We start from the raw sequence: 26,751 nt of genomic DNA, 5'->3' as shown, positions 1-26,751 counted from the left end.
AGCGCGCTAGTTCTTCAACGGCCTGCGCGTGGTAGCCATGTGGGCGGCCCGCTCGGCGTTCTTCGGCCGCACCAGCACCGCGGAGGCCTCGCGGCTCTCCCGCAGGCCCAGCTCGTGGGCGTCGATCTCGCCCTCACCGGCGTACTCGCGAGCCAGGGCCTCGCCGATGGCCCTGTCCGTCTCGCTGCCCTCGTCCAGGGACAGTTCGCCGGAGTAAAGCGGCAGCCTCCCGGAAACCGGCGACTGATAGCCCTCGGCCAGTTCCTCGGCCAACGCAAGGGCGTCCGCGATCACGTGATCCGGGGAAAGCACCACCCGATCCCCCTCGCGCAGCAGCGGAAGGTTCACCGCCGGGATGGGCTTGGTGTTCAGCAGCATGGTAAAGGCCGCGTGGTGAGGGTTGGGAGCCCCCATCTCCACCAGGCGCTCCAGCACGCGCACGGTGCCGCCCCAGCCGGGGAAGAGCCCCACCGAACGCTCTGGGAATCCCACCCGGGTTTCGGCATGAATCACCGAGGCGTCCGTGTGCAGCAGCAGCTCCAGGCCACCGCCAAGGGCCACGCCGCGCACCGCGCCCACCACGGGGAAGGGGGCATCGCGCAGCACCTGGAGGGAAACCGCCCCGGCGCGCACCACCTCGTAGGCGGCCTCGGCCCGGCCCGTAGCCGCCAGCCGGGCGATGGTGGGCAGATCGGCACCCGCGCAGAAGGTCGTGGGGTTGTCCGAGGCGATCACCAGGGCGCGCAGGTCGGTGCGCTGCGCCACCTCGCGCATGATGTCCAAGGCCGGAACGCTGCAGGCATTCATCGGGGTCGTGAAGGTATACAGGGCGATGCCGTCGGCGCGCTTATACACCGTGGCGGCCTCGTTGCAGGCGATGACCTCGGCGCCTTCCACCAGATCGGCCACCGTCACCACCCCCTCGCGCTCGCGGGGAGCCCTCGGGGTACCGTCGCTGCCCAGGACCTTCCCGTCCGCGTAGAAGCCGCCGGCCGTGACCGCGGCGTCGAGCAGCGACGGCGCCTCACCATCATACAGGGAGGCCAACCACTCCACCCCGAGGGCATCCGCCAGGGCGAAGGGCCCCTTCTTCCAGCCGTAGCCCAGGGCCATCGCGGCGTCGATCGCGTCCACCGCGTCGCAGATCTCGGGGGCGGTATCGCAGCAGTAGGCCAGGGTGGTTAGCAGCACGTCCTTGGCGTAGCGCCCCTCGGGGGTATCGGTGGTCAGTAGTTCGCGGGCGTCCCGGGACACGGTGTAGGTCTCGCGCGGTCGGTAGTCGCCCGCGGCGAAGTCAAAGACCTCGTCGCGGCCGCGGTAGAAGCCGGATTGCGCGGTGCGACCGGTGTAGCCCTTGTCCAGCAGGGTGGTGAACTCCGGGCGCTGGGTGATGTCGAAGCGATGGTAGGCGTCGGAGTTCGGCAGCGCGGAGAGCAGCGATCCCCAGATGGCAGGGACGAGCTGCAGGCCCACGTAGTCGAAGAGCCCGAAGATGCCGGTGCGGGGGATACCGAAGGCCCGGCCGAAGGCGGTATCCGCCTGCTCGGGGGCAATGCCCTGCTCGAAGGCGAGGTACGCGCCGGCGGCCATCCAGAAGTTACCGATCCTGTTGGCGATGAAACCGGGAGTGTCGCGGCAATCCACGATCACCTTGCCCAGCTGGCACTCCAGCACCTGCGTGAGGGAGTCGATCACCTCCGGTCGGGTATCCGGCCCGGCCACCACCTCCACCAGGCGCATCACGCGCGGCGGGTTGAAGAAGTGCGTGATGGCAAAGTCCCGGCGGAAGGACTCATCCAGGCCGCCGAGGAGATCCGCCAGCGGAATCGTGGAGGTATTGGAGCTGACCGGGGTGCCGGGGGCGCGGTGGGCGTCGATCCGGCGGAAGGTATCCTGCTTGACCTTGAGGTCCTCGAAGACCGCCTCGACGATCCACTCCGCCTCCCCCAAGCGATCGAGGTGGTCTTCCACGTTACCGGGGATGACGTTGTCCGCGTACTCCGGGCGCATGAAGCCGTGACGCTTCAGCTGCAGCTCGATGCCCTTCTTGGCGCGGGCATCGCGGTCCTCCCCCTCGGCGGGGATGTCCAGCAGGTGAACCTTGACCCCGGCGTTGGCGAGGTGGGCGGCGATGCCCGCGCCCATCGAACCCGCGCCGAAGACGGCGGCCGTGCGAATGGTGTTCGTAGCAGACATGTGGTTAAACCTCCAGGATGAGAGCGATACCCTGGCCGCCGCCGATGCACAGCGTCACTAGGCCGTAGCGGCCGCCGGTGGCGCGCAGCCGGGAGATGAGCTTGGTGGTCAGGATGACGCCGGTGGCCCCGATGGGGTGGCCCAGGGCGATGGCGCCGCCATCCACGTTGGTCTTGGCGGGGTCAAAGCCCAGCTGGTCGGACACTGCCAGACACTGGGCGGCGAAGGCCTCGTTCGATTCGATGAGGTCGATGTCCCCCAGGTTCAGGCCGGCCTTGGCCAACGCCTTGGGCACCGCACCCACCGGACCCAGGCCCATGTACTTGGGATCGCAGCCGGCGATCCCCCAGCTCACCACGCGGGCCTGGGGGTTCAGGCCGTGCTCGTCCACGGCGGCCTGGCTGGCCATGACGGTGACGGCGGCGGCGTCGTTAATGCCGGAGGAGTTGCCGGCGGTGACCGCGCCGTCCTTGCGGAAGGTGGGTCGCAGCCCGGCCAGTTTCTCCAGGGAGGTCTCACGGGGGTGCTCGTCAGTGGTGAACTCACCGCCGCGCACCGGCACGGGCACGATCTGATCGACAAAGCGGCCCTCCTCGATGGCGGCACGGGCGCGGCGCTGGGATTCCAGCGCGTATTCGTCCTGGCGCTCGCGGCTGATGCCGAACCTCTCCGCGATGTTCTCCGCCGTGATGCCCATGATCCCGTTCCCCATCGGGTCGGTAAGCGCACCGGTGAGCCAGTCATCCAGGGTGCCGTCGCCCATCTTGATCCCCTTGCGCATGCCGGGGATGGAGTAGGGCGCGGCGCTCATGACCTCGGTGCCGCCGACGAGCGCGAGGTTGCTATCTCCGGTAATGATCTGTTGGGCCGCGCTGACGATGGCCTGGACGCCGGACCCGCAGAGGCGATTGACGGCGTAGGCGTGGCTGGACTGCGGCAGGCCCGCCTGGAGGGCCACCGCGCGGGGGGTGTAGACGTCGCGCGGGCGGGAGGTGACCACGTTGGCAAAGACGGAGGCGTCGAAGGCCTCTGCGGGCGCACCGGAACGCTCGATCACCGCCTTGGCGACGTGAGTGCCCAGGTCGATGGGGGTGTAGGAGGATAGGGATCCCAGGAAGGTTCCGATGGGGGATCGCGCGGACTCGACGATATAAACGGATTCCGTCATGTTCTTGCTCCTTAAACGTTTTCGGGCGCCATCCTGGGCCATCACGGGTGGCGGAGGCCCGCGATACGAATGGCGATTCGCGGCAACCTCCCTCACTGTAATCATCATCACCACATACCGCAATACCCGGGAGATGCCACAGGAGGGTTGCGGCGAGTGGTATAAAAAAATATCCCAGAATTGGCACTAGCATTGGACCATAGCGGCGGACGATAATGGCCCGCATGACTGAATCCACCACTGGTTCCCCCCTGGTCAAGCGCGGCCTGGCCGACATGCTCAAAGGCGGCGTCATCATGGACGTGGTCACCCCCGAGCAGGCAAAGATCGCCGAGGAGGCCGGCGCCGTAGCCGTCATGGCCCTGGAGCGCGTGCCCGCCGACATCCGTGCCGAAGGCGGCGTGGCCCGCATGTCCGACCCCGACCTCATCGAAGGCATCATCGACGCCGTAAGCATCCCCGTGATGGCCAAGGCCCGCATCGGGCACTTCGTGGAGGCCCAGGTGCTCGAGTCCCTCAAGGTTGACTTCATCGACGAGTCCGAGGTTCTCTCCCCCGCCGATTACACCCACCACATCAACAAGCAGCCCTTCACCGTTCCCTTCGTCTGCGGCGCCACCAACCTGGGCGAGGCGCTGCGCCGCATCGCCGAGGGCGCGGCCATGATCCGTTCCAAGGGCGAGGCCGGAACCGGCGACGTCTCCGAGGCCACCCGCCACATCCGCACCATCACCGAGGAGCTCGCCGCCCTGCGCCACCTGCGCGAGGAGGAGCTCTACGCGGCCGCCAAGGAGCTCGCCGCCCCCTACGACCTGGTGGCCGAGGTGGCCCGCACCGGCAAGCTCCCCGTGGTGATGTTCACCGCGGGCGGGGTGGCCACCCCCGCCGACGCCGCCATGATGATGCAGCTCGGCGCGGACGGCGTGTTCGTGGGCTCGGGCATCTTCAAGTCCGGCGACCCCGCTGCCCGCGCCGCCGCCATCGTCAAGGCCACCGCCGCCTACGACGACCCCGCCGTGATCGCGGAGGTCTCCCGCGGCCTGGGCGAGGCCATGGTGGGCATCAACGTCAACGATCTCCCCGCGCCGCACCGCCTGGCGGAGCGAGGCTGGTAACTCATGGTTGCCGTGGGTGTTCTCGCCCTTCAGGGCGGGGTGTCCGAGCACGCCGAGATGCTCACCGATCTGGGCGCGCGGGTACGGCTGGTGCGCCGCCCGGAGGACGTCCCCGGGCTGGACGCCTTCGTGCTGCCCGGCGGGGAATCCGGCCCGATCGACCGGCTGGCGGGCATCTTCCGGGTGCGCGAGCCCCTCGTGAGCGCCATCGAAGCTGGCGCCCCGGTGCTGGGCACCTGCGCCGGACTGATCCTGCTCAGCCGCTGGGGGCTACTGGACGCCTCCGTGGAGCGCAACGCCTTCGGCCCGCAGGTGTGCTCCGTGCAGACCCGCGTGAACTGGGAGGGCACCCCCATCGAGGCCGCCTTCATCCGCGGCCCCAAGATCACCTCGGCGGGGGCCACCGCCGTGGCCTGCGCGTGGCACGAGGGGGCCATCGTGGGGGTGCGCCAGGGTAACCGACTGGGCTGTTCCTTCCACCCGGAGCTCACCGGGGATACCACCCTGCATCGTCTTCTCCTGGAGTCTGCCGCACAATAGAGGAGTGCCTTCCCCGATTACCCAGGCGATCCTGTCCGCCGGCGCCCCGGATCGCCCGGCGCTGAGCGATCCCCGCGGCGGCGTCACCTTCCGCGAGCTGCGCGCCCTCATCGAGGCCAGCGCCCTGGCCTTGCGCGAGCGCGGTGTGCGCCCCGGCGAGGCAGTGGCGCTGCAGACCCCCAACTGCGTCGAGTTCGCCACCGCCTTGCACGGCATCCTCGGTGCGGGGGCCACCGTGGTTCCGCTCAATCCGCTGCTCACCGAGGAGGAGACGCGCCGCGCCATGCGGCGCACCGGGGCGCGTCTGCTCCTCGACGTCCCCACGGCCCGCAGTCTCCACGCGGGTGCCAGCCGCCCCCTCACCCCCTCCCCCACCGCGGACCCGGAGGCTGCCGCGGTGCTCGCGCTCTCCTCCGGCACCACGGCGGAGCCCAAGCCTGTGATGCTCAGCCATCGCGCGCTGAGCGCGAACATCCGCCAGACGGTGACAGCCCTGCGCAGCAACGACCTCGACCCGCGCTGGAGCGTGCTCGCGCCCCTGCCGCTGAGCCACATCTACGGCCTAAACGTGCTGCTGCACAGCTCCCTGGCCAACGGCAACCACGTGGTGCTCATGCCGCGCTTTGAGCCCCGCGCCTTCGCCCGCCTGCACGCGGAGCACCGAATCGGGTGGAGCTACGTGGCCCCGCCCATCGTGGCCGCCCTGGACTCCGAGGACTACTCGGCCGAGGACTTCCGGCACACCCGCGTCATGCTCTCCGGGGCGGCGGACCTGCGCCCCGACCTCGCCCGCCGCGTGGGCCGACGCCTGGGCGTGGAGATCATCCAGGGCTACGGTATGACGGAGGCCTCCCCCGTGACCCACATGATGCGCCGGGGCGACCCCCTGGGGATCGGCCGCCCGGTGGACGGCACGGAGACCAAGATCGTGGACGGCGAACTCTGGGTGCGCGGCCCGCAGCTCTGCTCCGGCTATCTCGACGCGCCCGGCCCCCTGGTGGAGGGCTGGCTGCCCACGGGCGACCTGGTCGCCGCCGGCCCCGACGGCGCCCTGCGCGTGACCGGGCGCTCCAAGGAACTCATCAAGTACCGGGGCTATCAGGTCAGCCCCGCGGAGCTAGAGGAGGTGATCGCCGCCTGCCCCGGGGTGCGCGACGTGGCGGTGACGCGCGGCACCCTCCGCGGCGAGGAGGTGCCCCACGCCTTCGTGGTGGGCACCGCCGAGCCCGACGACGTCCGGGAGTGGGTGGCGCGGCGGGTGGCCCCCTATAAAAAAGTGCGCCGGGTCACCGTGGTGGAGTCCATCCCCCGGGCCGCCACCGGCAAGATCCTGCGGCGGTTGCTCCGGGACTGTGCAGACGACTCGGACGAGTAGCGCCTAGTCGTTGAGCTTGCGGTACTGGAACACCTGATCCGCGATGCCATACTCCACCGCCTCCTCCGCGGTGAGGATCTTGTCTCGATCCGTGTCGATGCGGATCTGCTCGGCGGTGCGCCCGGTGTGGGCAGCCAGCGTCTTTTCCATCAGGGTGCGCATGCGCTCGATCTCGGCGGCCTGAATCTCCAGGTCGGAGACCTGCCCCTGGGTGCCCTGGGTGGCCGGCTGGTGAATAAGCACCCGGGAGTTGGGTAGCACCGCGCGCTTGCCTTTGGCGCCCGCGGCCAGGAGCACCGCCGCCGCCGAGGCCGCCTGGCCCAGGCACACGGTCTGCACGTCCGGGCGCACGTACTGCATCGTGTCGTAGATGGCCATGAGCGCGGTAAACGAGCCACCCGGGGAGTTGATGTACATGGTGATGTCCCGGTCTGGGTCAAGACCCTCCAGCACCAGGAGCTGCGCCATGATGTCGTTGGCCGAGGTATCGTCCACCTGGGTGCCCAGGAAGATGATGCGCTCCTCGAAGAGCTTGGCGTAGGGGTTGGTCTCCTTGGTGCCGTAGGCGGACTGTTCGATGAAGGAGGGCAGCACGTAGCGGGCCGAGGGCATCTGGAAAGCGTTATTCATGGGATCGTCTCCTCTTGTGTCAGTATTCTTCGGGTGCTCGCCTGCTAGTTGCTGACCGACCCCTGGGCCGTGGTGATCACGTGATCCACCAGCCCGTACTCCTTAGCCTGCGCGGCGGTAAACCAGCGGTCGCGGTCGGAGTCCTTGGTGATCTGCTCGAAGGTCTGCCCGGAGTGCTCCGCGATGAGCTGGGCCATCTCCTTCTTGGTGGCCGCAAACTGCTCGGCCTGGATCGCGATGTCCGCCGCCGTGCCACCCACGCCCGCCGAGGGCTGGTGCATCATAATCCGGGCGTGCGGCAGGGCGAAGCGCTTGCCGGGGGTGCCCGCGGTGAGCAGGAACTGCCCCATCGATGCCGCCAGGCCCATGCCGTAGGTGGCCACGTCGCAGGGGGAATATTTCATCGTGTCGTAAATGGCCATGCCCGCCGTCACGGAGCCGCCCGGGGAGTTGATGTAAAGGGAGATGTCCCGGGTGGGATCCTCCGCGGAGAGCAACAGGATCTGGGCGCACAGCTTATTGGCGATCTCATCGTCCACCTGACTGCCCAGGAAGATGATGCGCTCGCGCAGTAGGCGCTCGTACACGGAATCGCTCAGGTTGAGGCCCGGGGCCTCCGCTGCCAGCGTGCTAGGTACGTTCATGGTTTCGTCTCCTTGATTCTTTGTCATCGTTCGATACCTTCCACAGGCTACCCGCGCCTCCGAGCAAAAAGCGCGCTGTTCGCTCACAGCGTTGAAGCCTCGCGAGGGCATCGAAAAAACATAGGAAGAGGCCCGGCTCCGCGGAGCCGGGCCTCGACGAGGGACGAAGATAAGGATTACTCCTTATCCTCGGCCTCGTCCTCCTCGCCGAAGTAATCCGTGGGATCCACGGCGTTACCCTCGTCGTCCTTGACCGTGGTGCGACAGATGGCGGCGGCCAGGGCCTTACCGCGACGCACATCGGAGAACAGGTTCGCGATCTGCCCTGACTGGGAAAGCTGCTGCACGAACTGGTTGGGATCCATGCCGTAGGCCTGCGCCGTGAACATGATGTGATCCGTGAGTTCCTGCTGGGAGACCTCCGGGGCCTCCTGCTCGGCCAGGGCATCGAGGAAGAGCTGCGTGCGCACGGCCTCCTCGGCGCTGGCGCGCTGCTCCTTATCAAACTCCTCGCGGTTAGTACCCTGCTGCTCCAGGGCGGAGTTCAGCGCCGCCTCGTCGTGGGCGAGCTGCCCCAGCAGCTGGTGGAGCTGGTTGTGTACCTGCTCGCTGACCACGCCCTCGGGCAGCGGGAAGTCGGCGTCCGCCAGGGCCTTCTCCAGCACGGCGTCGCGGATGGCGGTGGCCTGCTCGGCCTTCTTCGACTCCTCCACCTGGCTCTTGGTGGACTCGCGCAGCTCCTCCACGGTGTCGAACTCGGAGGCCATCTGCACGAACTCCTCGTCGAGCTCGGGCAGCTTACGCTCCTTGGTCTGCTGGACGTGGACGGCGATGGTGGCCTCCTCGTCCTTGCGCTCCCCGCTGCGGATCGTGGCCGTGAACTCGTTATCCTCCCCGGTCTTCATGCCACGCAGCGCGGTGTCCAGGCCGTCGATGAGGTCGCCCTGGCCGATCTCGTAGGACAGTCCCTCGGTGGTCGCCTCGTCCACAACCTCGCCGTCGATGGTGGCCTTGAGGTCGATGATCGCGTAATCGCCGGTCTTGAGCTTGCGCTTGGTGTCCTTCAGCTCCGCGAAACGACCGCGCAGCTGGTCGATGGCCTCGTCCACGGCCTCGTCATCCACCTTGAGGGCGGGGACGGTGACCTCGATGGCGGAAAAGTCCGGCACCTCGAACTCGGGGCGCACGTCCACCTCGGCGGTGAACTCCACGTACTCCTTGTCCTTGATCTCGGTGACGTCCACGTCCGGCTGACCCAGCGGGTTGAGCTCGTTCTCGCTCAAGGCCGCCTCGTAACGGGAGGGCAGCATGTCATTGACCACCTGCTCCAAGATCGGGCCGCGACCAAAGCGGGCGTCGATAAGCTGCCGAGGAGCCTTACCCTTGCGGAAACCGGGAATGGCAACCTGCTGCGCAATGGCGGCATACGCCTGGTCGAGCTCGCCCTTCAGCTCATCGAAAGGAACGTTCACAGTGAGCTTGACACGGGTGTCGCTCAGCTTCTCGACGGAACTCTTCACGAGTCACTCTCCTGGATTCGGTGATAGATGTGTACGTCGGGGCGACAGGATTTGAACCTGCGACCCCCTGCTCCCAAAGCAGGTGCGCTACCAAGCTGCGCCACGCCCCGTACAGACCGCCACTTTACCGGCATCGCCGCCATCCCCTACACACCGGGGTAGGTTAAAGGCCCCGTCGCACGAGCGACGAGGCCTTATCCCGGAGGGAACGACGGGAATCGAACCCGCGTCTTCAGCTTGGAAGGCTGAGGTATTAGCCACTATACGACGTTCCCCTGGCGCGATTGGCAGTGTATCGCACCAGGTGTGCGATACCAAACGCCGTGCATCGCCCCCACCCCGGGCGCGGCGACTAGGCAGTGGGGGCGATCCCGGTGCGCTCGTAATCGGCCAGGATGTCGATGCGGCGCTGGTGGCGCTGCGCCTGCGACCACTCCTGGTCCAGAAAGGCATCCACGATCGCGAGCGCTTCCTGCGTGGAGTGCATACGTCCACCGATGCCGATGAGCTGCGCGTTGTTGTGCTCGCGGGCCAGGCGGGCCGTCTCCTGCGACCACGCCAGGGCGCAGCGCGCACCCGCGACCTTGTTCGCCGCGATCTGTTCGCCGTTGCCGGAACCGCCCAGCACGATGCCCAGAGAACCCGGGTCGTTGACCGTCCGCTGCGCGGCCTCGATACAAAAGGCCGGGTAGTCATCCTCGGGATCGTAATCGTGGGCGCCGCAGTCGATCACCTCGTGCCCGGCGCCCCGCAGGTGCTCCGCGATAGCATTCTTGAGTTCAAATCCGGCATGGTCCGCCCCTAGATATACGCGCATAACAGCGATTCTATCGAAGATAGACGCTCCCGCGGGGTCGCCATACTTAGAATCTGATACATACCCATGTTCCCTTCAGGGGCAAAAGGAAAACCCATCGATGACCACCACTAATCACGAGCAGCACAGCGCTGCGGCACAGGTAGCCGGACCACCGCCCAGGAGATCTACGAGCTGAGCAACCAGGCGCGCGAGGAGCATGGCCTACCGCCCCGAAACGGGACGCGCCCCTCGACGAAGAGGCCACCCACCTGGGCGTGGGCGTTTCCCACGGCGAGGGCGGCACCTATTCCGTTCAGCGCTTCCCCTAGCAGGCGGGTTCCCACTCCGAGCGACGGAAAAATATGGAACATAAAACAGGAAAGTAGTCAGACCTTAAATTTTTCCCGAGAGTCGACCGGCCCCTTTCTTTACGCACCAAACGAGACAACCTTGCTGGTCACAGCACCATGCGGGGCGCGTTGCCAAAGTGAAACAAAAAATTTACCTTACCGTAACCATTTTCATTACCCATCGCGCCACATTCCCGTTATGCTGGCTTCCCGTGGTGCGGAAATAACGATGCACAACATCAAACCTCGCCACGCGACATGTCAGAAAACAGACGAAAGGAGACATCAACCATGAAGCTGTCTCGTAAGTTCGCCGTGAGCGCCGCCGCCCTGGCCGTGGCCACCTCCGCCACCCTCGTCCCCGCGATGGCCGACGAGCGCCCCACCTTCATCCCCGGCCGGACCCTCTCCCCCGAGGCCGCCGCCGCGCAGAAGGAGGCAAACGCCAAGAAGGAGGCCACCAAGCCCACCGATCTAGAGAAGGCCGACCTGACCGGCAAGCGCCTGGATAACGCCCAGAAGGGCGTGGACACCGCCAAGGGCATCGTGGACACCCTCGGCGGCCTAAGCGGCCTGTTCGGCGGCGGGCAGGCCACCGGCGATGCCCCCGCCGAGGACAACTGCTAATCAACTCCACGGATTAGCACGGCGCTGCGGCGCACGCGCGAGGCCCCACATAAATGCGGGGCCTCGCGCTTTTACCTTCTTACCCCGCGTGCCTCCCACCTCGACGAGGCCACAGCCGCACAATTCCATCACCGAGCCATGCGCCTCCGAGGAAACCCCGATACCTCCTTGCCCACAGCGACGCCGCAGGAATATCACCCCGAAGGGCAGATAGATCAAAATGCCGCAAAACCGCCGATACTGCGGCGATGACCTGCGCTTTTCTCCCCATTTCCTCCCTCCAAGCACCCCCGGACTGTAATTTCCACCCACACATACGAGATACAGTTCACAGAAAAATCACAACGTAGATAAAGGGAGATCATTATGGTTATCCGCCAGAAAGCCCTGGGGGTCGTGGTCCTCGCCGCCAGCGGGCTGCTGCTTGCCTCCTGCGGCACGAAAAGCACCACAACCACTGCCGCCCGAACCCCATCGAAGAATAATCACGGCGCAAACGGCGCGCAGGAGAAGGATGAGGACGCCGCCGAAAGCCCTGCGGCCGCGGAACACCGCGAGCCTCACGAGAATGCCCCCGAAGGGGAAGCCGCGCAAAGACCGGTAGTGCAGTCCCCGGCGCCGACGAAACCCCACAGCCAAACATCGCGCTAGACGACACCATTCCCGCGATGAACCAGGACCCCGACATCGAGGACGCACCCACCCCGGAGACCGCGCCCAGCGCCGAACCACCCGTCTACGACCCCAACCCCATCGCTACCCAAACCATCCCCGTCGGCGAGGCCTACTCCGAGACAGACTACACCGCAGAAGAAGCCTACGGCCACGACCCCAGGATCATCGCCGCCGAACTGGGCGTCACCCAACACCTCGTGAGCGTGTGGGGCAGAGACCTGGGAGGCCAAGCACCTCACCGTATGAATTTCTATATCTAGATTCCTTCATCATCGGAAGGTAAGGTTATGAACCATGAACACAATCCAGGTAGCATTCCGGCGGGCCGGAACGATGAACCTGGCTACTTCCTCCAGAATCAACGAGATCACCCAGGAGGCCCACCAGCGCAACCGGACACGGACGGCGCGAGCCTACACTTCGGTGGGCAACTCGATCAGGCAGGCGTTCCACCAGTACGGCCCCAGTCAGGATCGGAAGTAGTACAGGTCGGCTACACAGCCCCTATTCCACCCCCGGGGATGCTCGCTGAGTACGAGCACAATTTCCCCGGTTCCGGGCAAACCATTCTTGACGATGCCCATGAGAATCAAGTTCTTGATCGTGAGGTAACACGAGCATCGTACAAGGCAGGGCTATGGCTAGAGTGGGCTAGCTTCATTTTTGCCGCCTTGCTGGTGGTATTTTGCCTCGCGTTAGCGTTCACCAGTCTCTTGCTGCTTGATTCACCAGAGTCTACCGTGGGGGCCTCTATTTTCAGTCTCGGAGCGGTAACCCCGTTGATCCTGGCTTTCATCAAAGGAACGCGAGGGCCTCGCAAATAAGTTACCCTTCCTCAGTCCGGAGTTGCCGAGGTAGCGCGCTCACACCGCCTGAACACGCGCCGTACCCACCGCGCACCCCGGGTGCAGGGCAGCACGCAGGAAAACGGCGTGGCCGCAGGGTGGAAAAATGAAGTCACCGTGAAGGGCATTATCGGAGGATACCTCTCCGCCACGAACGGCATTGGCGACGAGAGAACTATCACCTGCAAGATCGTGAAAGACGGAAAAACGCTCGTGGAGAACACCGCTTCGGGGGTGGGGCCACGGCGACGTGCTCCGCGAATGCTGGCGACATCTCATAGCCCCCGCAGCGCGCCCTACACCTGCGGGTTCTCCGTCCGCGTGCGCTTGAGCTCGAAGAAGTGCGGGTACCCGGCGAGCGTCACGGCGGCGTCGAAAAGCTCACCGGCTTCTTCGCCCCGGGGCACCCGCGTGATCACGGGGCCGAAGAAGGCAGTCTCGCCCAGTCGCACCACGGGGGTGCCCACCTCGTCGCCCACGGCGTCCATCGCGCCCTGGTGGTAGGCGCGGAGCCGCTCGTCCCATTCGGTAGTATCGGCAGCCTCGGCGTAGGCGGGGTCCAGGCCGACCTCCGCTAACGCCTGGGCGATGACGCCGTTGTAGGCGCCGTAGTCCTTCTTCGCGCCCTGGCCACCGGGATGGATGATGGTGCCCATCGCGGTGTAGAGGGCGTCGATGCGCTCGGGTTCCCGGGTTTTCACGGCGGCAAACACGCGGGCCGGGCCCCAGTTGGCCTTCATCTTTTCCAGGTAATCGGGATCAAGGTCGCGCCCCTCGTTGAGCACGGAGAGGGACATGGGCACCCACTCCACCGTGATGTCGCGGACTCGTTCTACCTCCTTGATCCACCGGGAGGTCTGCCAGCAAAACGGGCAGGAGACGTCGAACCAAAAGGTCACAGGGGTGGGCATGGAGGCTCCTCACGTTCGTGCGGTATCGCGTTCCCCTCCACGATAACCACCCCCGGGTACAAACGGCGATATAGCGTACTACGGTGGTAGGTGCACAGCGATGGGACTCAACCCATTCTTGGGTTTCCCCCACGACCATGCGCACGCGGCGCACCACACGCCCACCCCGTGCCTCCGCGCCCATCGGGATCACCCGCGATACGAAAGGCAGAAGCCATGAGTTCTATCAATCTCACGCAGGAGGAAGCCCGAGAAAGGGCCGACATGGTGGACGTCCATCACTACGACGTCATCCTGGACCTCAGCGATCCCGACTCCGGGGAGTTTGGTTCCACCACCACGATCAAGTTCGCCACGCACCGCTCCGGCGATACCTTCTTGGATCTGCGGGCCACCCGGGTGGAGGGCGTGCGCCTGGACGGCCGCGATCTGCGCCCCAGCACCCACCCCGACGGCGCGTATCACGAGGAAAACGGCATCGCGCTCACCGACCTGGAGGCGGGAGAGCACACCCTGCGCGTGGTGGCCACCTGCGCCTATTCCCGCACCGGAGAAGGGTTGCACCGCTTCGTGGATCCCGCCGACGGCCGCACCTACCTGTACACCCAGTTTGAGACGGCCGACGCCAAGCGCATGTTCGCCTGCTTCGATCAGCCCGACCTGAAGGCCACCTATTCCTTGACCGTGCATACCCCGGACGACTGGCGGGTGATCGGCAACGCCGAGCAGCACACGGTGCGTCGCGACGATCGCACCCTGACCCACACCTCCTCCGTGGATTACCCGCTGTCCACGTACCTGGTCGCCGTGTGCGCGGGCCCCTACACCGAGGTGCGCAGCACCTGGACGGGACAGCTCACCCACCACCCGGAGACCCCGACGGATCAGCCGCGGGAGGTCACCGTGCCGTTGGGGTTGTATTGTCGCAAGTCCCTGGCCCCGCATCTGGACGCGCAGCGCCTCTTCCGGGAGACCAAGCAAGGTTTTGATTTCTACCACCGCAACTTCGGCTTCTCCTATCCCTTCGGCAAGTACGATCAGATCTTCGTGCCCGAATTCAACGCTGGGGCGATGGAAAACGCCGGCTGCGTGACCATCCGCGACGAATACGTGTTTACCTCCCCGGCCACGCATTATCGCTACGAGCGCCGCGCGGATACCATTTTGCACGAGCTGGCGCACATGTGGTTCGGGGATCTCGTCACCATGCGCTGGTGGGACGACCTGTGGCTCAACGAGTCCTTTGCCACCTGGGCCTCGGCGATCTCCCAGGCCGAGGAGACGGAGTATCACACCGCCTGGGTGACCTTCGCGGCGGTGGAAAAGGCCTGGGCATACAGCCAGGATCAGCTACCCACCACGCACCCGATCTCCACGGACGCCTCCGATATCGAGACGGTGAATCAGAATTTCGACGGCATCACCTACGCCAAGGGGGCCTCCGTGCTCAAGCAACTCCAGGCCTACGTGGGCCGGGAGAACTTCTTTGCCGGGGTGCGCCGCCACTTCTCCGCCCACGCCTGGGGCAATGCCACCTTCGACGATCTGCTGCACGCCCTGGAGGAGGCCTCGGGGCGCGACCTGAGCGACTGGGCCGAGCAGTGGCTCAAGACCACGGGGATCTCCCGGCTGCGCCCAAGCTTCGAGGTCGAGGACGGCGCCTACCGCTCCTTCCGGGTGATCCAGGAGGATCTCCCCCGCACCCACCGCGTGGCGGTGGGGCTCTACTCGCTGATCGACGGCTCGGTGGTGCGCACCCGGCGCATGGAGATCGACCTGGAGGGAGAACGCACCGAGGTGCCCGAGCTCGTGAGCACACCCGCCGCCGACCTGGTGTTGGTCAATGACGACGATCTCACCTACTGCCTCATGGGCCTCGACGAGGGTTCCCGGGAGTTCCTGCTGGGCAACATCGAGCGCATCGGTGACCCGATGGCCCGCACCCTGTGCTGGTCGGCCGCCTGGGAGGCCGTGCGCGATGGCCAGATGCGCCCCCGCGATTACGTAGCCCTCGTGGCCCGCGGCGCGGCGAGCGAAACCGAGCTGGCCGTGCTGGAGAAGATCCTGGCGCAGGCAACCACGGCGGTGACCAGCTACGCCGATCCCTCCTGGGCGCGCTCAGAAGGCCGCAAGGTCCTCTGCGACCTGCTGCTTGCAGGCGCCCAGCGAGAGGACCCAGCCGCCGCGCTGATCTTTGCCCACCAACTCGCCTCCGCCCCGTTGACCGAGGAGGCCGCGCAGTACCTGCGCGGCCTCTACGAGGATCCGGCAACGCAGACGGATCTGCGCTGGTTAGCGCTGACCTCCGTGATCGCTCACGGGGGCTTTCCAGAGGCGAATGCCGCGCGCACCGCCATCACGGAGCTCAGCGCGGTGGACCGCACCTCGGCCGGGGCGCAGGCGGCGCTGCGCGCCCAGGCCGCGGTGCCCGAGGAGTCCGTCAAGAGGGAAATCTTTGAGCAACTGGTGGCCGGGGAGATGTCCAATCTGGATTCCCGCGCGAAGATGGCCGGGTTGACCTGGGTCGATTCCGCACCTCTGCTGGCGCAGTTCAACGAGGAGTACTTTGCGGTGGCCCCGGGGGTGTGGGAAAAGCTGAGTTCGGAGATGGCACAGCGCACCCTGATCGGGCTCTACCCGGTGTGGGACGCCACGCCCGAGGCCCTGGATCGCGCCGATGCATTAATCGAGGCCGCCTCCTCCGCGGGCTTACGCCGCGTGATCCTAGAAAACCGGGATCGCGTGGCCCGCATCATTCGGTTGCGCGGGGTGGATGCCGCGCCCCGGGAGAGCTAGGTGTGATGCTTGGGGAGATTATCCAAACTGGTGATCGATGGTAGCTCCCCAATCACGGAATGAAATCTGCCATGACTATAGGCATGAACCCACCCCAGCAAAACAACAAGACAGGCGGCCCCTGAAAAATAAAACTTCTTAAAAGCCCACCCCCAACCAAAGCGCAATAGAAACACCCAACCTTCCCGTTAGTCTGCGGACAGTAAGGGCGAGTACATTTATGGACGATATCAAGATCGGCACAGGTACCCCTCCATACATGAGATCGATAGCAGCCACTATTACCAATGAAAACTCGCCCTACCGTGACCCCACACTAGAAAACCAGGCCACCGCATTACACAGCAACAGCGGTATCCTTTTCCTCGTCATCACAGACTTCAACACAAGCCACGCCGGAGCAATCATCGATCACAGTATGGAGATAACACGTCCCCATCAAAGACTTATCGATAAAACGTTAATCGGCGCTCCAGTACACGCTGAGGTCACGCCCAGTCTTTACACCCCTGTTGACGCCCGACGTAGCACCATCCACCACCATCAGGAATCTTACCGAGTTTCTTAACATCCATTGGAGCAGTTCACCAGGACGATCTCGCGCGTATAGGCGAATCACCTCACCGGTTTCACAGTCGATGTAGCTAAGCCGGTTAACCCTACAGCAAACCAACACAGCATAAACGATAACGGCAGCCATGTTGAGCCATTCAGAAATGTCAATAGGGCCTAACCCTCGTCGGACCCTCAAGGCTCACGATGCGTTTGACTATGCAGGTGAGGGTTCGGTTTGGCTGGTGATGGGGTCGTAATGACCGGTCTGCCATTCCGGCTTTACCCTCATGTTGGTAGCGTCGTGACCATTTCTGTACGGTCCTGTAAGAGACGTTGTAGCATCTCGCGGCGCGAGCGATGGGCCAGCCGTTGTCGATGATGAGTTAAGCAAACTTTAACCGGGCTCGTGGCATTAAAGCAGCGTTGGAGTGGGTAGTGTGGGCCACAAGAAGGCTTGCCTGCGGTGGAACTAGCTTTCAGATTACTCCAATTCCATCACAAGAAGCCTTCGTTTATACACTCACGCCACACACACCTAACCAACCTCCCTAAACACCACAATTAAGAGTCGGGGTTCTCCTCCGTGACCACCTTGATCTTGGCGATATCGGAGCGCACGGCGTCGTCCGAATACTCCACGTAGCTGCCGTCCTTGGACTGCGCCACGCGCTGGATGCGCATGATGGGGACGTTGCGCGGGATATTAAGGTGTGCCTGTTCCGACTGCGAGGGGATGCCGGGGCTGATGATTTCCCACTTGCGGGTGGGGGCCATATCCCAGCGCTTCTGCATGAGCTCGTAGAGGGAACCAGTGAGGTCCTCCTCCAGCATCCCCGGCACAAGGTCGGCCGGGTAGTAGCTGTTCTCGATGAGCAGCGGGGTGGTATCCACCGAGCGCAGGCGCACGATATTGAGTACCGGGGCATGCGGGGGTAGATGAAGGGACTGGGAGATCCGCACCGTGGCCTCCATCATGGTGGCGCTGAGCACCTTGGAGTACACCGAAAGGCCCCGCTGACGCAGCTGGATCATCAGGCCCTCCAGGCGGGTGAGTTCCACCGTGGGTGGCACCCCCTTGACGAAGGTACCGCCGGTGCGGCCGCGACGCCGGTCGATCAGTGCCTCCATCTGCAAGATGTCCAAGGCATGACGAACCGTCATGCGGGCTACCCCGAACTCCTCCACAAGCTGCCGCTCGTTGGGCAACTTGTCTCCCGGCGCGTAGTCACCACGTTCGATCCACGTTCTCATTTCGTCTGCGATGATGACGTACGCAGGACTCTTTCTCGGCATCCGTTCAGACACCCGTATCACGCTACCAATACATGAACAATTTTGCATATGACGTCTGAGCACCATGTCCGGGTGCTATTGATAGGCTTTTTTCGCTCCGCCCACGTCAGGGCGCGTTCATCTCAGTTTCACGATATAACTTTTTATTCCCGCCCATTCTTCCGTTGTTGAATCTATTGCACAAAGCACAAGAAAACCACCCCCATATGGGGGTGGTTAGAGCCAGTGAAGAAGATTCTCCGCGGAGATGAGGCACATCGGCACCCCCACTCCGGGCAGGGTCGTAGCCCCGGCATAGAAGAGGCCCGCGACCTTCCTTGAGGCCTGCGATCCTCGCAGGAAAGCGGACTGGCGCAGGGTGTGCGAGGGGCCGATCGCCCCGGCGCTCCACGCGTGATACCGGCGCGCAAAATCCCCCGGCCCCACCGTGCGACGCACCACGATCCGATTCGCCAGATCACGCTCCCCCGCGGCCCGGGCCACCTGTTCGATGGCGCGATCGGCGATCGCCTCCACCTCGCCGTTGGCCTCCCCGTAGGCGCTGCCGCGCCCCAGATCCGCCCGCGCCGGGGCGGGAACGAGCACAAAGAGATTCTCGTAGCCCTCCGGGGCCACGTGGGGATCGGTGACCGAGGGCTTGCACACGTAGAGGGAACGCGAGGGGCCCGTGCCGCTAAACACGGCGTCGAAGTCCGGCCGCCAATCCGGGGAAAATAAGAGGTTGTGGTGCGATAGGCCGGGTAGCCGCCCGCGCACCCCCAACAGGGCCAGCACCACCGAAGGGCCGGGCTCCCGGCGGCGCCAGCGCCGCGGCGGATAGGTACGACAATCGGCGGGAAGCAACGCGGTCTCGGTGTGGTGGAGATCTGCGGCGCTGACCACGGCGTCGGCGGGCACGAAGCCGCCGCCGGTGTGCACCCCTCGGGCGCGCCCGCCGCGCACCTCGATCCCGGTCACCTCGCAGCCCAGGCGCAGGTGTACCCCGGACTCCTCGGCCAGGCGGGCGATCGACTCCACGATGGCGAAGAAACCACCCGTGGGGTACCACACCCCCTGGCGCAGATCCGTGTGGCTCATGAGGTGGTAGAGCGCGGGAATGCGCTCCGGGCGGGAGGATAAAAACATCGCCGGATATTCCAGGATATGGCGCAACAGCGGGTCGCTGGCCACCTGGGACGTCCTGGCGGCCAGCGGGCGGGCCAGCAGGCTGGCCAGGTGCGGAAGCCGGGCGCGCACCTGCGGGGTGAGCAGGCGCGCGGGGTGCTCGAAGGTGGTGTAGAGGAAGGTCTCTAGGGCGATGCAGTAGGCCTCGGAGGCGCTATCGAGGTGAGCGCGCAAGCGCGCGCCGGAGCCGGGTTCGATGGACTCGAACAGCTCCTCGGCGTCGCCCGTGCGCACCTCGACCCGGCGCTCCCCCTGAAACACCCGGTAGGCGGGATCGAGGCGGGTCAGGCCGTACTCGCGCTCCGGGGTGGTGCCAAAGTGCGCGAAGAACCTCTCGTAGGCCTCCGGCATGAGGTACCAGCTGGGCCCGGTATCGAAGCGAAAGCCCCGTTCCTCAAGGCAGCCAGCGCGCCCGCCGATCTCCTCGTTCTTCTCGCACAGCGTGACCCGGTATCCCTTGCGCCCCAGCAACGCCGCCGCTGCCAGGCCCGCCACGCCCGCGCCGATGACCACTATGTGCCCGCTTGCCATGCCCTCATTGTAGGGCCCTATGATCGTGCCCCATGCACAGTAACCAGATTCATCTCGCTTCCCGCCCCACCGGCTGGCCCCAACCAGAGAACTTCCGCGCCGTGCGCGCCGAGCTGCCCGACCTCGGCGCGGGCGAGGTGCGCGTGCGCAACGAATACATATCCGTGGACCCCTACATGCGCGGACGCATGAGCGACGCCCCCAGCTACATCCCGCCCTTTGCCCTCGACGCCCCCATGACCGGATCCGCCGTGGGCCGCGTGGTGGAGTCGCGCGCCGAGGCGCTGCCTACCGGAACTCTGGTCACCCATCAGCAGGGCTGGCGCGACCTGGCCCAGGGCCCGGCCGAGGAGTTCCGCGCCGTGGACGAAGCCGTCTCTCCCTCGGCCTACCTGGGGATTTTGGGCATTACCGGCATGACGGCCTACGCCGGGCTGACCCGCATAGGCAACCTCAAGCCCGGCGAGACCGTTTTTGTCTCCGGGGCGGCCGGGGCCGTGGGCAGCGCCGCAGGCCAGATCGCCCGCCTGCTAGGTGCCGGCACCGTGATCGGCTCGGCAGGTGGGCCGGAAAAGGCCACCCTGCTCACCGAGCGCTACGGCTTCGACGTGGCCCTGGACTACAAAGCCGCCCCCATCGCCCAGCAGCTGCCCGACGGCATCGACGTCTACTTCGACAACGTGGGCGGGGATCACCTGGAGGCCGCCATCGGCGCAATGAACCGCTTCGGGCGGCTCGTGGAGTGCGGCATGATCAGCCAGTACAACCTCGACGAGCCAGCCCCCGGGCCGCGCACCATGACCGAGATCATCAAGAAATCCCTGCGCATGGAGGGTTTCACCCTGGGCGATCACCTGGACATCGCTCCCGAGTTCCTGGGCAAGGTGATGCCCTGGCTGCGCGAGGGCAAGCTGGTGTACGAAGAGACCGTGGTGGAGGGCCTGGACAACGCCGTGGAGGCGTTCCTGTCCATGATGCGCGGGGGCAACAAGGGCAAGATGGTGGTAAAGATTTAGTGCCTGGCCACGCGCAGGATCATTGCCCGCCCGACCAACCACCACTTGCGCCGGGCGGGCACCCGCACGCGCCGCCGCGCGATCTCCCCGGCGGGGGTTTCATCAAGGACGTCTAGCAGTTCCGCATACACGTCCCGGGCCACCGTCACCGCCCGGCGTGCGGCGGGGGGCAGCAGCGCCAGGCCGGGTTCCGCCGCCACGAGGTCGGCGCGGATCTCGGCCACGATCGTTGCCTTATCCCGTTCGGTCAACGTCACCGGGTAGTAGCGGCGCTCCAGTCGAGCAGCGTCGTCGCCAAGGTCGCGCAAGAAGTTCACCTTCTGGAACGCCGCCCCCAGCCTGCGGGCGGAGCCGCCCATGATGGCCCGCTGGCCCTCGGTGGGCGCGGGGCACACCCCGCGCAGAAAAATGCTCAGGCACATCAGGCCGATCACCTCGGCGGAGCCGTAGACATAGCGTTCGAAGTCCACCCGGTTCATGGGGCCGGGGGTGAGGTCGGCGCGCATGGAGGCAAAGAAGGCCCGCACCCAGTCCTCCTCAAATCCGCATCGTTGGGCGGTGAGTCCGAAGGCGTGCAGCACGGGGTCGGGGGAAAACCGGTGCGTCATGGCCGCCAGGGCCGCACGCTCGTAGGCATCGAGGCAGGCGGCGACGTCGATACCGGCCTCCGCGCCCACGCCGTCCACGATCTCGTCGGCCACGCGAACCATCGCGTAAAGGGCCCGAATATCGGCGCGCTCGCGGCCGCCCAGCAGCCGGGTGGCCAGGGAAAAGCTGGAGGAATAGGCCGCCAGCACCCGGGCACTGGCCCGGGTGGCGAGTGCGTCGAAGAGCGCAAGACGGCTGGTGGTCACGCGTGGGTATTGTATCGGAAGCGGCGCGGAAATTCCGGCTCGCCCGGACGTCCGCCAGCAGCGGGTGGCGGACGTGGAAGCAATAAGGGGTTGTTCGCCCCGTTGGTGAGCACGGAATAGACCCGCAGGCCTCGGGCGCGCAGGTGCTATTCCTCTCTACACGCCGGCCTCCACGTGGGTGAGGCTATCGGCGGGGCGCACCCACGGCTTTCTTCATTCCACACCTTTATAGACTGATCTGTCTATTCTGATAAAGGATATTTTCCTGCATTTTAGGCTAATCACACAAACAGTAACAAGACAATAAAGACAGATCGGTCTATTACGGTCAGCCGATCGCCCTATGCCACAATGGCGCCATGACTACCCCCGCCATCGCCGTCATAGGGATGGGCCCGCGCGGCGTCTCCGTCGTCGAGCGCATCGCCGCCGCCCGCCCCGCCTCACCCCTGACCCTCCACCTCATCGACGATGCCCCCCTGGGCTCGGGACGCGTCTGGGACCCCGAGCAGACCCGCACCCTGTGCATGAACACCCTGGCGGCCAAGGTCACCCTCTTTACCGAACCGGGCTCCTCGGTGGGCGCCCCCGTAACCGAGGGCCCCACCCTCTACGAGTGGATACGCCTCCTGCGCGGCGAGGCGGACGTGCCCGAGGCCGCGGCGCGCGCCTGGTGGGAGCACCCCGCCGACGCCACCACCCGGGACGCCTTCCTCGCCGAGGCCCGAGCCACCGAGGCCTGGTCCCACCCCAGCCGGGCGCTCTACGGCGCCTACCTGCGCTGGTGCTACGAGCTGGCCCTGCGGCGCCTGCCGCCCGCCGTGACGGTGCGCGAACACCGCCACCGCGCCGTCGGCCTGCGGCGGGCCGAGTCCTCGGGCCTCGACCTCATCGATCTGGCCGACGGCACCCGCCTGCCCGCCCACGCCACGGTGCTGACCCTGGGGTGGCAGGTGCCCGCCCGCACGCCGGAGGAGAAGAGACTGCACCGCGCGGCCACCGCGCACGACCTGCTCTGGGTGCGCCCCGACAACCCCGTGGAGCAGAACCTCGACGCCATCCGCCCCGGCGAGCAGGTGCTCGCCCGCGGCCTGGGCATGGGCTTCTTCGACGTCATGGCGTTGCTTACCCTGGGCCGCGGCGGCCGCTTCGAGGAGGCCCCCACCCGCTCTGGGCTGCGCTACCTCCCCTCGGGCCGCGAGCCGCGCATCGCGGTGGGTTCCCGCCGCGGCTACCCTTTCCTGCCCAAGTCCGATTACCGCGCCCTGCCGCCCACGCCGCGGCTGCGTCACCTCAAGGAGGCCATCGCCAGGCTCTCCCCCGGCACCGCGCCGATCGACTTCCGCGAGGTCTGGCCCGACATCGTCCGCGACGCCCGAGACGCCGACCCGGCCTTTGACCCCGCGGCCTGGCTGCACCCGCTATCCGGGATGACCGGCACCCCCGAGCAGGTCACCGAGCGCATCGCCGGGCGACTGGGCGAGGATATTCGCGCGGCCGCTGCCGGGGAGCGCGATGCCACCAAGGCCGCCCTATGGGAGATCAGCGCGGCGCGCAAGCCGGTGTCCCTCCTGGGCGCCCAGGGCCGCTACACCCCGGAGTCCCTGCCCGCGCTGCGCGGGTTCATGGCCTTAGGCCAGATGGTGGGGTCCGGCCCGCCGCTGTTTCGCAGCCGCCAGCTCCTCGCGCTCATCGACGCCGGACTAGTCACCATGATGGGCGCCGGGGCGCGGGTGGAGGCGGACGAGCGCTTCACCCTGCGCGCGGCCACCAGCACCGAGTCCCGCTCGGGCCGGGTGCTCGTCGACGCTTGGATGCACGCATTCGACGTCCGCGCCTCCGCCGACCCCCTGGCCCGCTGCCTCGACGGGCGCTGGCGCTCCTTTGCGGGCAGCGGCTCCCCGGAGACCGACGCCACCACCAGGGTGCTCATCAATCCCGACGGCGCCCCCGACCCGCGCGTACACCTCATCGGCATTCCCACCCACGCCCAGATGCCGGACACCACCATCTCCCCCATACCCGGCTCCGACCCGCTCATGCTCCAGGAGACCGACCGGGCCGCCCGGCACGCGCTGGCGGTGGCGCTGGGCAGCTGATCTTTCCCATCGTTGTGTGACGGAAGTGATTCCCACCCGCCACACAACGCCGAGGTTAGGCCACCCGCTCGCCCGCCACGTACGTGCGCCAGGTCAGCGGCATGCCAGGGCGGTAGGCGAGGTCGATCGCGTGCGGGGCATCGAGCACGTGCAGATCGGCCGCCGCCCCCACCGTCAGGGTGCCCTTGGCGGGGCGGCCCTGGGCGTCGCGCCCACCGCCCACGTCGTGGCGGCGCAGCGCGCGCGCTCCCCCCGCGGTGGCCGCGGCGATGGCCTCGTCGAGCGAGAGGCGCTGCTGCAACACGGCCGTGGCCACGCAGAACGTCATGGCCGAGGTATAGGAGGTGCCGGGGTTGAGGTTGGAGGCGATGGCCACGTGCGCCCCGGCGTCGAGCAGCCGGCGGGCGGGGGCCAGGGGTTGGCGGGTGGAGAGGTCGCAGGCGGGCAGCACCGTGGCCACCGTTTCCGAGGCGGCCAGGGCGGCGACGTCCTCGTCATCGACGTAATTGACGTGATCCACGCTGGCGGCCCCCAGCTTCACGGCCAGGCGCACGCCCGGCCCCTCGCCCAGCTGATTGCCGTGCACCCGCAGCCCCAGGCCCGCGGCCCGGCCCGCCTCCAACACGCGGCGGGACTGCTCCTCGCTAAAGGCACCGCGCTCGCAGAACACGTCGATCCACCCGGCGTGCGGGGCCACGGCGGCGAGCATCTCCCCGCACACCAGCTCCACGTATTCCTCGGCATCCGCGCCTGGGGGCACCACGTGCGCCCCCAGGAAGGTCACCTCGTCCACCGCCTCGGCGGCAATCCGAGCCGCCATCTCCTCGGAGGAGACATCCAGGCCGTAGCCGGTCTTGGTCTCCATGCAGGTGGTACCCCCGGCGCGCGCGGCCGCCAGGCGTCGGCGCAGCAGCGCGCGCAGGCGTGACTCCCCGGCACTGCGGGTGGCCTCCATGGTCACGGCGATGCCCCCGGCGGCGTAGTCCTGGCCCGCCATGCGGGCCTCGAACTCCTCGGCGCGGTCGCCGTCGAAGATCATGTGGCTGTGCGAGTCCACCCAACCGGGCAGCACGGCACGCCCGCCGAGGTCCACGGCGTCGTCGCAGGCAGGGGCGTCACCGGCGGGCCCGATCCAGGCCACCGCGCCGTCCTCAGCCACCAGGGCGGCGTCGCGCAGGGTGCCCGCCTCGGAGACGGTGCGCAGCTCGGAGATTCCGGTAAAGAGCGTGGCCATATGTTTTACGCCTCCTTCTCCCGGGAGCGGAAGGCCATGGGGATGTTCACCCCGCGCTCCTCGGCCACCTCGCGGGCGCGCTCATAGCCGGCGTCGAAGTGCCGGATCACGCCCATGGCCGGGTCGTTGCTGAGCACACGGTCGAGCTTGCGGGCAGCCAACTCCGTGCCGTCGGCCACGCTGACCTGCCCGGCGTGGATGGAGCGGCCGATACCCACGCCGCCGCCGTGGTGGAGGGAGACCCAGGTGGCCCCGGAGGAGGTGGCGGTCAAGGCGTTGAGCAGGGGCCAGTCCGCAATGGCATCCGAGCCGTCGAGCATGCCCTCGGTCTCCCGGTAGGGGCTGGCCACGGAGCCGGAGTCGAGATGATCGCGGCCGATGACGATGGGCGCCTTGACCTTGCCCTCGGCCACCAGGCGGTTAAACAGCAGACCGGCCTGGTGGCGCTCGCCGTAACCCAGCCAGCAGATGCGCGCGGGCAGGCCCTCGAACTCCACGTACTCCTCGGCGGCGTCCAGCCAGCGGTGCAGGTGCTCGTTGTCCGGGAAGAGCTCCTTGAGCGCCTGGTCGGTCACGCGGATGTCCTCCGGGTCGCCGGAAAGGGCCACCCAGCGGAAGGGGCCCAGGCCCTCACAGAACAGGGGGCGGATGTAGGCGGGCACGAAGCCGGGGAACTCGAAGGCGCGGGAGTAGCCCGCGTGACGGGCCTCGTCGCGGATGGAGTTGCCGTAGTCGAACACCTCCGCGCCCTCATCCTGGAACTCCACCATCGCCTGCACCTGGGCGGCCATGGACTCGCGCGCCTTCTTGGTGAAGGTCTCCGGGTCGTCGGCCGCCTCGCGCTGCCAGTCCGCCACGGCGATCTCGGTGGGCAGGTAGCTTAAGGGGTCGTGCGCGGAGGTCTGGTCGGTGACCACGTCCACGGCGATCTCGCCCGCGCGGTGGCGCCGCAGCATCTCCGGGAACACCTCGGCGGCATTACCCACGATACCGATGGACACCGCCTCCCCGGCCTCCTTAGCCCGGGCGGCGCGCGCCACGGCGGCGTCGAGGTCCTCGTACACCTCGTCCAGGTAGCGCTTGGACTGGCGACGCTTGAGCCGGGTGACGTCCACGTCCGCGATCAGGCACACCCCGCCGTTGAGGGTGACGGCCAGCGGCTGGGCCCCGCCCATGCCGCCGCAGCCGCCGGTGAGCGTGAGGGTGCCCTTGAGGCTGCCGCCGAAGCGCTTGGCGGCCACGGCGGCAAACGTCTCGAAGGTGCCCTGGAGAATGCCCTGAGTGGCGATGTAGATCCAGGAGCCGGCGGTCATCTGCCCGTACATCATCAGCCCCTCAGCCTCCAGGCGGCGGAACTCTGGCCAGGTGGCCCAGTCGCCCACCAGGTTGGAGTTGGCGATGAGCACCCGGGGTGCCCACTCGTTGGTGCGCAGCACCGCCACGGGCTTGCCGGACTGCACCAGCAGCGTCTCGTCCTCGCCCAGGGCCTTGAGCGTATCAACGATCGCATCGAAGGCCTCCCAGCTGCGCGCGGCGCGCCCGGTGCCGCCGTAGACCACCAGGTCCTCGGGGCGCTCGGCCACCTCGGGATCGAGGTTATTCATCAACATACGCAGCGGGGCCTCGGTCTGCCAGGACTTGGCGCTGAGCTCGGTGCCCCGGGGGGCGCGGACGGTGCGGGGTTGGGATACCACGAATCTTCCTCCAAAAACATCGCGTGCCAACGCCCACTGCGGCGGGAATCCGGCCTTTGGGACCGGGGCTGTCATTCCCGCTACGTCGGGCCGGCACTGTGGTGCTCAAGAATGACGATC

22 protein-coding genes, 2 tRNA genes and 1 pseudogene are annotated in these 26,751 nt (G+C 66.7%); 10 read left to right on the top strand and 15 right to left on the bottom strand.

Annotated elements, in window-relative coordinates:
- Positions 1-6: 6 nt before the first annotated feature.
- Together H7347_RS00365 and H7347_RS00360 are read right to left on the bottom strand one after the other, a co-directional pair.
- A complete protein-coding gene (locus tag H7347_RS00365; RefSeq protein ID WP_152820314.1) occupies positions 7-2,196 on the bottom strand; it encodes a 3-hydroxyacyl-CoA dehydrogenase/enoyl-CoA hydratase family protein in 2,190 nt (729 codons plus the stop codon).
- A 4-nt stretch (positions 2,197-2,200) separates the two neighbouring features.
- Complete coding sequence (locus H7347_RS00360; protein WP_152820313.1) at positions 2,201-3,364, bottom strand: acetyl-CoA C-acyltransferase; 1,164 nt, start codon at positions 3,362-3,364, stop codon at positions 2,201-2,203.
- 224 nt (positions 3,365-3,588) lie between these two features.
- Between H7347_RS00360 and pdxS the strand changes: the two genes are divergently transcribed.
- The 3 genes from pdxS to H7347_RS00345 are packed head-to-tail and all read left to right on the top strand — an operon-like array spanning position 3,589 to position 6,394.
- Complete coding sequence (pdxS, locus tag H7347_RS00355) at positions 3,589-4,479, top strand: pyridoxal 5'-phosphate synthase lyase subunit PdxS (RefSeq protein ID WP_152820311.1); 891 nt, start codon at positions 3,589-3,591, stop codon at positions 4,477-4,479.
- Positions 4,480-4,482: 3 nt separating this feature from the next.
- A complete protein-coding gene (gene pdxT / locus H7347_RS00350; RefSeq protein WP_152820309.1) occupies positions 4,483-5,019 on the top strand; it encodes a pyridoxal 5'-phosphate synthase glutaminase subunit PdxT in 537 nt (178 codons plus the stop codon).
- A 4-nt stretch (positions 5,020-5,023) separates the two neighbouring features.
- A complete protein-coding gene (locus H7347_RS00345) occupies positions 5,024-6,394 on the top strand; it encodes an AMP-binding protein (protein ID WP_152820307.1) in 1,371 nt (456 codons plus the stop codon).
- Between the two features lie 3 nt (positions 6,395-6,397).
- Here H7347_RS00345 and H7347_RS00340 read toward each other — a convergent pair whose 3' ends face one another.
- From H7347_RS00340 to H7347_RS00315, 6 genes are all read right to left on the bottom strand, one after another.
- Positions 6,398-7,024, bottom strand: a complete 627-nt coding sequence (locus H7347_RS00340) for an ATP-dependent Clp protease proteolytic subunit (protein WP_018117702.1) — start codon at positions 7,022-7,024, stop codon at positions 6,398-6,400.
- Positions 7,025-7,068: 44 nt separating this feature from the next.
- A complete protein-coding gene (locus H7347_RS00335; RefSeq protein ID WP_152820305.1) occupies positions 7,069-7,695 on the bottom strand; it encodes an ATP-dependent Clp protease proteolytic subunit in 627 nt (208 codons plus the stop codon).
- 149 nt (positions 7,696-7,844) lie between these two features.
- Positions 7,845-9,188: a trigger factor gene (gene tig / locus H7347_RS00330; RefSeq protein WP_186337054.1), complete on the bottom strand. Its 1,344-nt coding sequence runs from the start codon at positions 9,186-9,188 to the stop codon at positions 7,845-7,847.
- A gap of 36 nt (positions 9,189-9,224) precedes the next feature.
- Positions 9,225-9,298, bottom strand: a tRNA-Pro gene (locus H7347_RS00325).
- Between the two features lie 93 nt (positions 9,299-9,391).
- Positions 9,392-9,463 (bottom strand) — tRNA-Gly (locus H7347_RS00320).
- Positions 9,464-9,540: 77 nt separating this feature from the next.
- Positions 9,541-10,005, bottom strand: a complete 465-nt coding sequence (locus H7347_RS00315) for a ribose-5-phosphate isomerase (protein ID WP_152820303.1) — start codon at positions 10,003-10,005, stop codon at positions 9,541-9,543.
- A gap of 623 nt (positions 10,006-10,628) precedes the next feature.
- Here H7347_RS00315 and H7347_RS00310 point away from each other — a divergent pair.
- The 4 genes from H7347_RS00310 to H7347_RS00295 all read left to right on the top strand — a co-directional run bounded on the left by H7347_RS00310 (position 10,629) and on the right by H7347_RS00295 (position 12,122).
- Complete coding sequence (locus H7347_RS00310; RefSeq protein ID WP_152820300.1) at positions 10,629-10,964, top strand: hypothetical protein; 336 nt, start codon at positions 10,629-10,631, stop codon at positions 10,962-10,964.
- Positions 10,965-11,330: 366 nt separating this feature from the next.
- Entirely contained in the window at positions 11,331-11,615 is a 285-nt protein-coding gene (locus H7347_RS00305; protein WP_152820298.1) for a hypothetical protein, read from the top strand.
- A 17-nt stretch (positions 11,616-11,632) separates the two neighbouring features.
- Positions 11,633-11,899, top strand: a complete 267-nt coding sequence (locus tag H7347_RS00300) for a hypothetical protein (protein ID WP_152820296.1) — start codon at positions 11,633-11,635, stop codon at positions 11,897-11,899.
- A gap of 34 nt (positions 11,900-11,933) precedes the next feature.
- A complete protein-coding gene (locus H7347_RS00295) occupies positions 11,934-12,122 on the top strand; it encodes a hypothetical protein (protein ID WP_152820293.1) in 189 nt (62 codons plus the stop codon).
- 658 nt (positions 12,123-12,780) lie between these two features.
- Here H7347_RS00295 and H7347_RS00290 read toward each other — a convergent pair.
- Positions 12,781-13,395: a DsbA family protein gene (locus H7347_RS00290; protein WP_152820291.1), complete on the bottom strand. Its 615-nt coding sequence runs from the start codon at positions 13,393-13,395 to the stop codon at positions 12,781-12,783.
- A 216-nt stretch (positions 13,396-13,611) separates the two neighbouring features.
- Here H7347_RS00290 and pepN point away from each other — a divergent pair, with 216 nt between their 5' ends.
- Positions 13,612-16,191: an aminopeptidase N gene (gene pepN / locus H7347_RS00285; RefSeq protein WP_152820289.1), complete on the top strand. Its 2,580-nt coding sequence runs from the start codon at positions 13,612-13,614 to the stop codon at positions 16,189-16,191.
- Here the strand turns inward: pepN and H7347_RS10900 are convergent.
- The 3 genes and pseudogenes from H7347_RS10900 to crtI form a co-directional block, all read right to left on the bottom strand.
- Positions 16,188-17,126: pseudogene (locus H7347_RS10900) on the bottom strand (leucine zipper domain-containing protein). The gene pepN and the pseudogene H7347_RS10900 overlap by 4 nt on opposite strands.
- A 181-nt stretch (positions 17,127-17,307) precedes the next feature.
- The gene (locus H7347_RS00275; protein WP_255476814.1) at positions 17,308-18,039 is read right to left on the bottom strand and encodes a GntR family transcriptional regulator; all 732 of its coding nucleotides are present in this window, start codon (positions 18,037-18,039) and stop codon (positions 17,308-17,310) included.
- Positions 18,040-18,255: 216 nt separating this feature from the next.
- Positions 18,256-19,734 (bottom strand): phytoene desaturase family protein, encoded by a 1,479-nt coding sequence (gene crtI, locus H7347_RS00270; protein ID WP_152820284.1) that lies wholly within the window; start codon positions 19,732-19,734, stop codon positions 18,256-18,258.
- Between the two features lie 32 nt (positions 19,735-19,766).
- Here crtI and H7347_RS00265 point away from each other — a divergent pair, with 32 nt between their 5' ends.
- Positions 19,767-20,750, top strand: a complete 984-nt coding sequence (locus H7347_RS00265) for an NADP-dependent oxidoreductase (RefSeq protein ID WP_152820281.1) — start codon at positions 19,767-19,769, stop codon at positions 20,748-20,750.
- On the opposite strand, the gene H7347_RS00260 is transcribed toward H7347_RS00265, so the two are convergent.
- On the bottom strand, positions 20,747-21,604 hold the full coding sequence (locus tag H7347_RS00260; protein ID WP_186337052.1) for a squalene/phytoene synthase family protein: 858 nt from the start codon (positions 21,602-21,604) through the stop codon (positions 20,747-20,749). The genes H7347_RS00265 and H7347_RS00260 overlap by 4 nt on opposite strands.
- A gap of 359 nt (positions 21,605-21,963) precedes the next feature.
- Here H7347_RS00260 and H7347_RS00255 point away from each other — a divergent pair, with 359 nt between their 5' ends.
- Positions 21,964-23,703: an FAD/NAD(P)-binding domain-containing protein gene (locus tag H7347_RS00255; protein WP_152820278.1), complete on the top strand. Its 1,740-nt coding sequence runs from the start codon at positions 21,964-21,966 to the stop codon at positions 23,701-23,703.
- A gap of 55 nt (positions 23,704-23,758) precedes the next feature.
- Here H7347_RS00255 and hutI read toward each other — a convergent pair whose 3' ends face one another.
- Positions 23,759-24,937 carry an imidazolonepropionase gene (gene hutI, locus H7347_RS00250; protein WP_152820275.1) on the bottom strand — a complete coding sequence of 393 codons (1,179 nt, stop codon included), beginning with the start codon at positions 24,935-24,937 and terminating at the stop codon, positions 23,759-23,761.
- A gap of 5 nt (positions 24,938-24,942) precedes the next feature.
- Complete coding sequence (gene hutU, locus H7347_RS00245; RefSeq protein ID WP_186337051.1) at positions 24,943-26,631, bottom strand: urocanate hydratase; 1,689 nt, start codon at positions 26,629-26,631, stop codon at positions 24,943-24,945.
- Positions 26,632-26,751: the final 120 nt, after the last annotated feature.

The sequence above is a fragment of the Corynebacterium sp. zg-331 genome, assembly GCF_014267345.1.
Lineage (GTDB): Bacteria > Actinomycetota > Actinomycetes > Mycobacteriales > Mycobacteriaceae > Corynebacterium.
The sequence above is the reverse complement of the archived record's forward strand: the minus strand, read 5'-3'. Positions and strand labels throughout refer to the sequence as shown.

What these genes read in the sequence shown, in the direction of transcription:
- H7347_RS00365 (WP_152820314.1), bottom strand. Translation starts at nt 2,196, where the DNA reads ATGTCTGCTACGAACACCATTCGCACGGCCGCCGTCTTCGGCGCGGGT.
- H7347_RS00360 (WP_152820313.1), bottom strand. Translation starts at nt 3,364, where the DNA reads ATGACGGAATCCGTTTATATCGTCGAGTCCGCGCGATCCCCCATCGGA.
- pdxS (WP_152820311.1), top strand. Translation starts at nt 3,589, where the DNA reads ATGACTGAATCCACCACTGGTTCCCCCCTGGTCAAGCGCGGCCTGGCC.
- pdxT (WP_152820309.1), top strand. Translation starts at nt 4,483, where the DNA reads ATGGTTGCCGTGGGTGTTCTCGCCCTTCAGGGCGGGGTGTCCGAGCAC.
- H7347_RS00340 (WP_018117702.1), bottom strand. Translation starts at nt 7,024, where the DNA reads ATGAATAACGCTTTCCAGATGCCCTCGGCCCGCTACGTGCTGCCCTCC.
- H7347_RS00335 (WP_152820305.1), bottom strand. Translation starts at nt 7,695, where the DNA reads ATGACAAAGAATCAAGGAGACGAAACCATGAACGTACCTAGCACGCTG.
- H7347_RS00315 (WP_152820303.1), bottom strand. Translation starts at nt 10,005, where the DNA reads ATGCGCGTATATCTAGGGGCGGACCATGCCGGATTTGAACTCAAGAAT.
- H7347_RS00310 (WP_152820300.1), top strand. Translation starts at nt 10,629, where the DNA reads ATGAAGCTGTCTCGTAAGTTCGCCGTGAGCGCCGCCGCCCTGGCCGTG.
- H7347_RS00305 (WP_152820298.1), top strand. Translation starts at nt 11,331, where the DNA reads ATGGTTATCCGCCAGAAAGCCCTGGGGGTCGTGGTCCTCGCCGCCAGC.
- H7347_RS00300 (WP_152820296.1), top strand. Translation starts at nt 11,633, where the DNA reads ATGAACCAGGACCCCGACATCGAGGACGCACCCACCCCGGAGACCGCG.
- H7347_RS00295 (WP_152820293.1), top strand. Translation starts at nt 11,934, where the DNA reads ATGAACACAATCCAGGTAGCATTCCGGCGGGCCGGAACGATGAACCTG.
- H7347_RS00290 (WP_152820291.1), bottom strand. Translation starts at nt 13,395, where the DNA reads ATGCCCACCCCTGTGACCTTTTGGTTCGACGTCTCCTGCCCGTTTTGC.
- pepN (WP_152820289.1), top strand. Translation starts at nt 13,612, where the DNA reads ATGAGTTCTATCAATCTCACGCAGGAGGAAGCCCGAGAAAGGGCCGAC.
- H7347_RS00275 (WP_255476814.1), bottom strand. Translation starts at nt 18,039, where the DNA reads ATGCCGAGAAAGAGTCCTGCGTACGTCATCATCGCAGACGAAATGAGA.
- crtI (WP_152820284.1), bottom strand. Translation starts at nt 19,734, where the DNA reads ATGGCAAGCGGGCACATAGTGGTCATCGGCGCGGGCGTGGCGGGCCTG.
- H7347_RS00265 (WP_152820281.1), top strand. Translation starts at nt 19,767, where the DNA reads ATGCACAGTAACCAGATTCATCTCGCTTCCCGCCCCACCGGCTGGCCC.
- H7347_RS00255 (WP_152820278.1), top strand. Translation starts at nt 21,964, where the DNA reads ATGACTACCCCCGCCATCGCCGTCATAGGGATGGGCCCGCGCGGCGTC.
- hutI (WP_152820275.1), bottom strand. Translation starts at nt 24,937, where the DNA reads ATGGCCACGCTCTTTACCGGAATCTCCGAGCTGCGCACCGTCTCCGAG.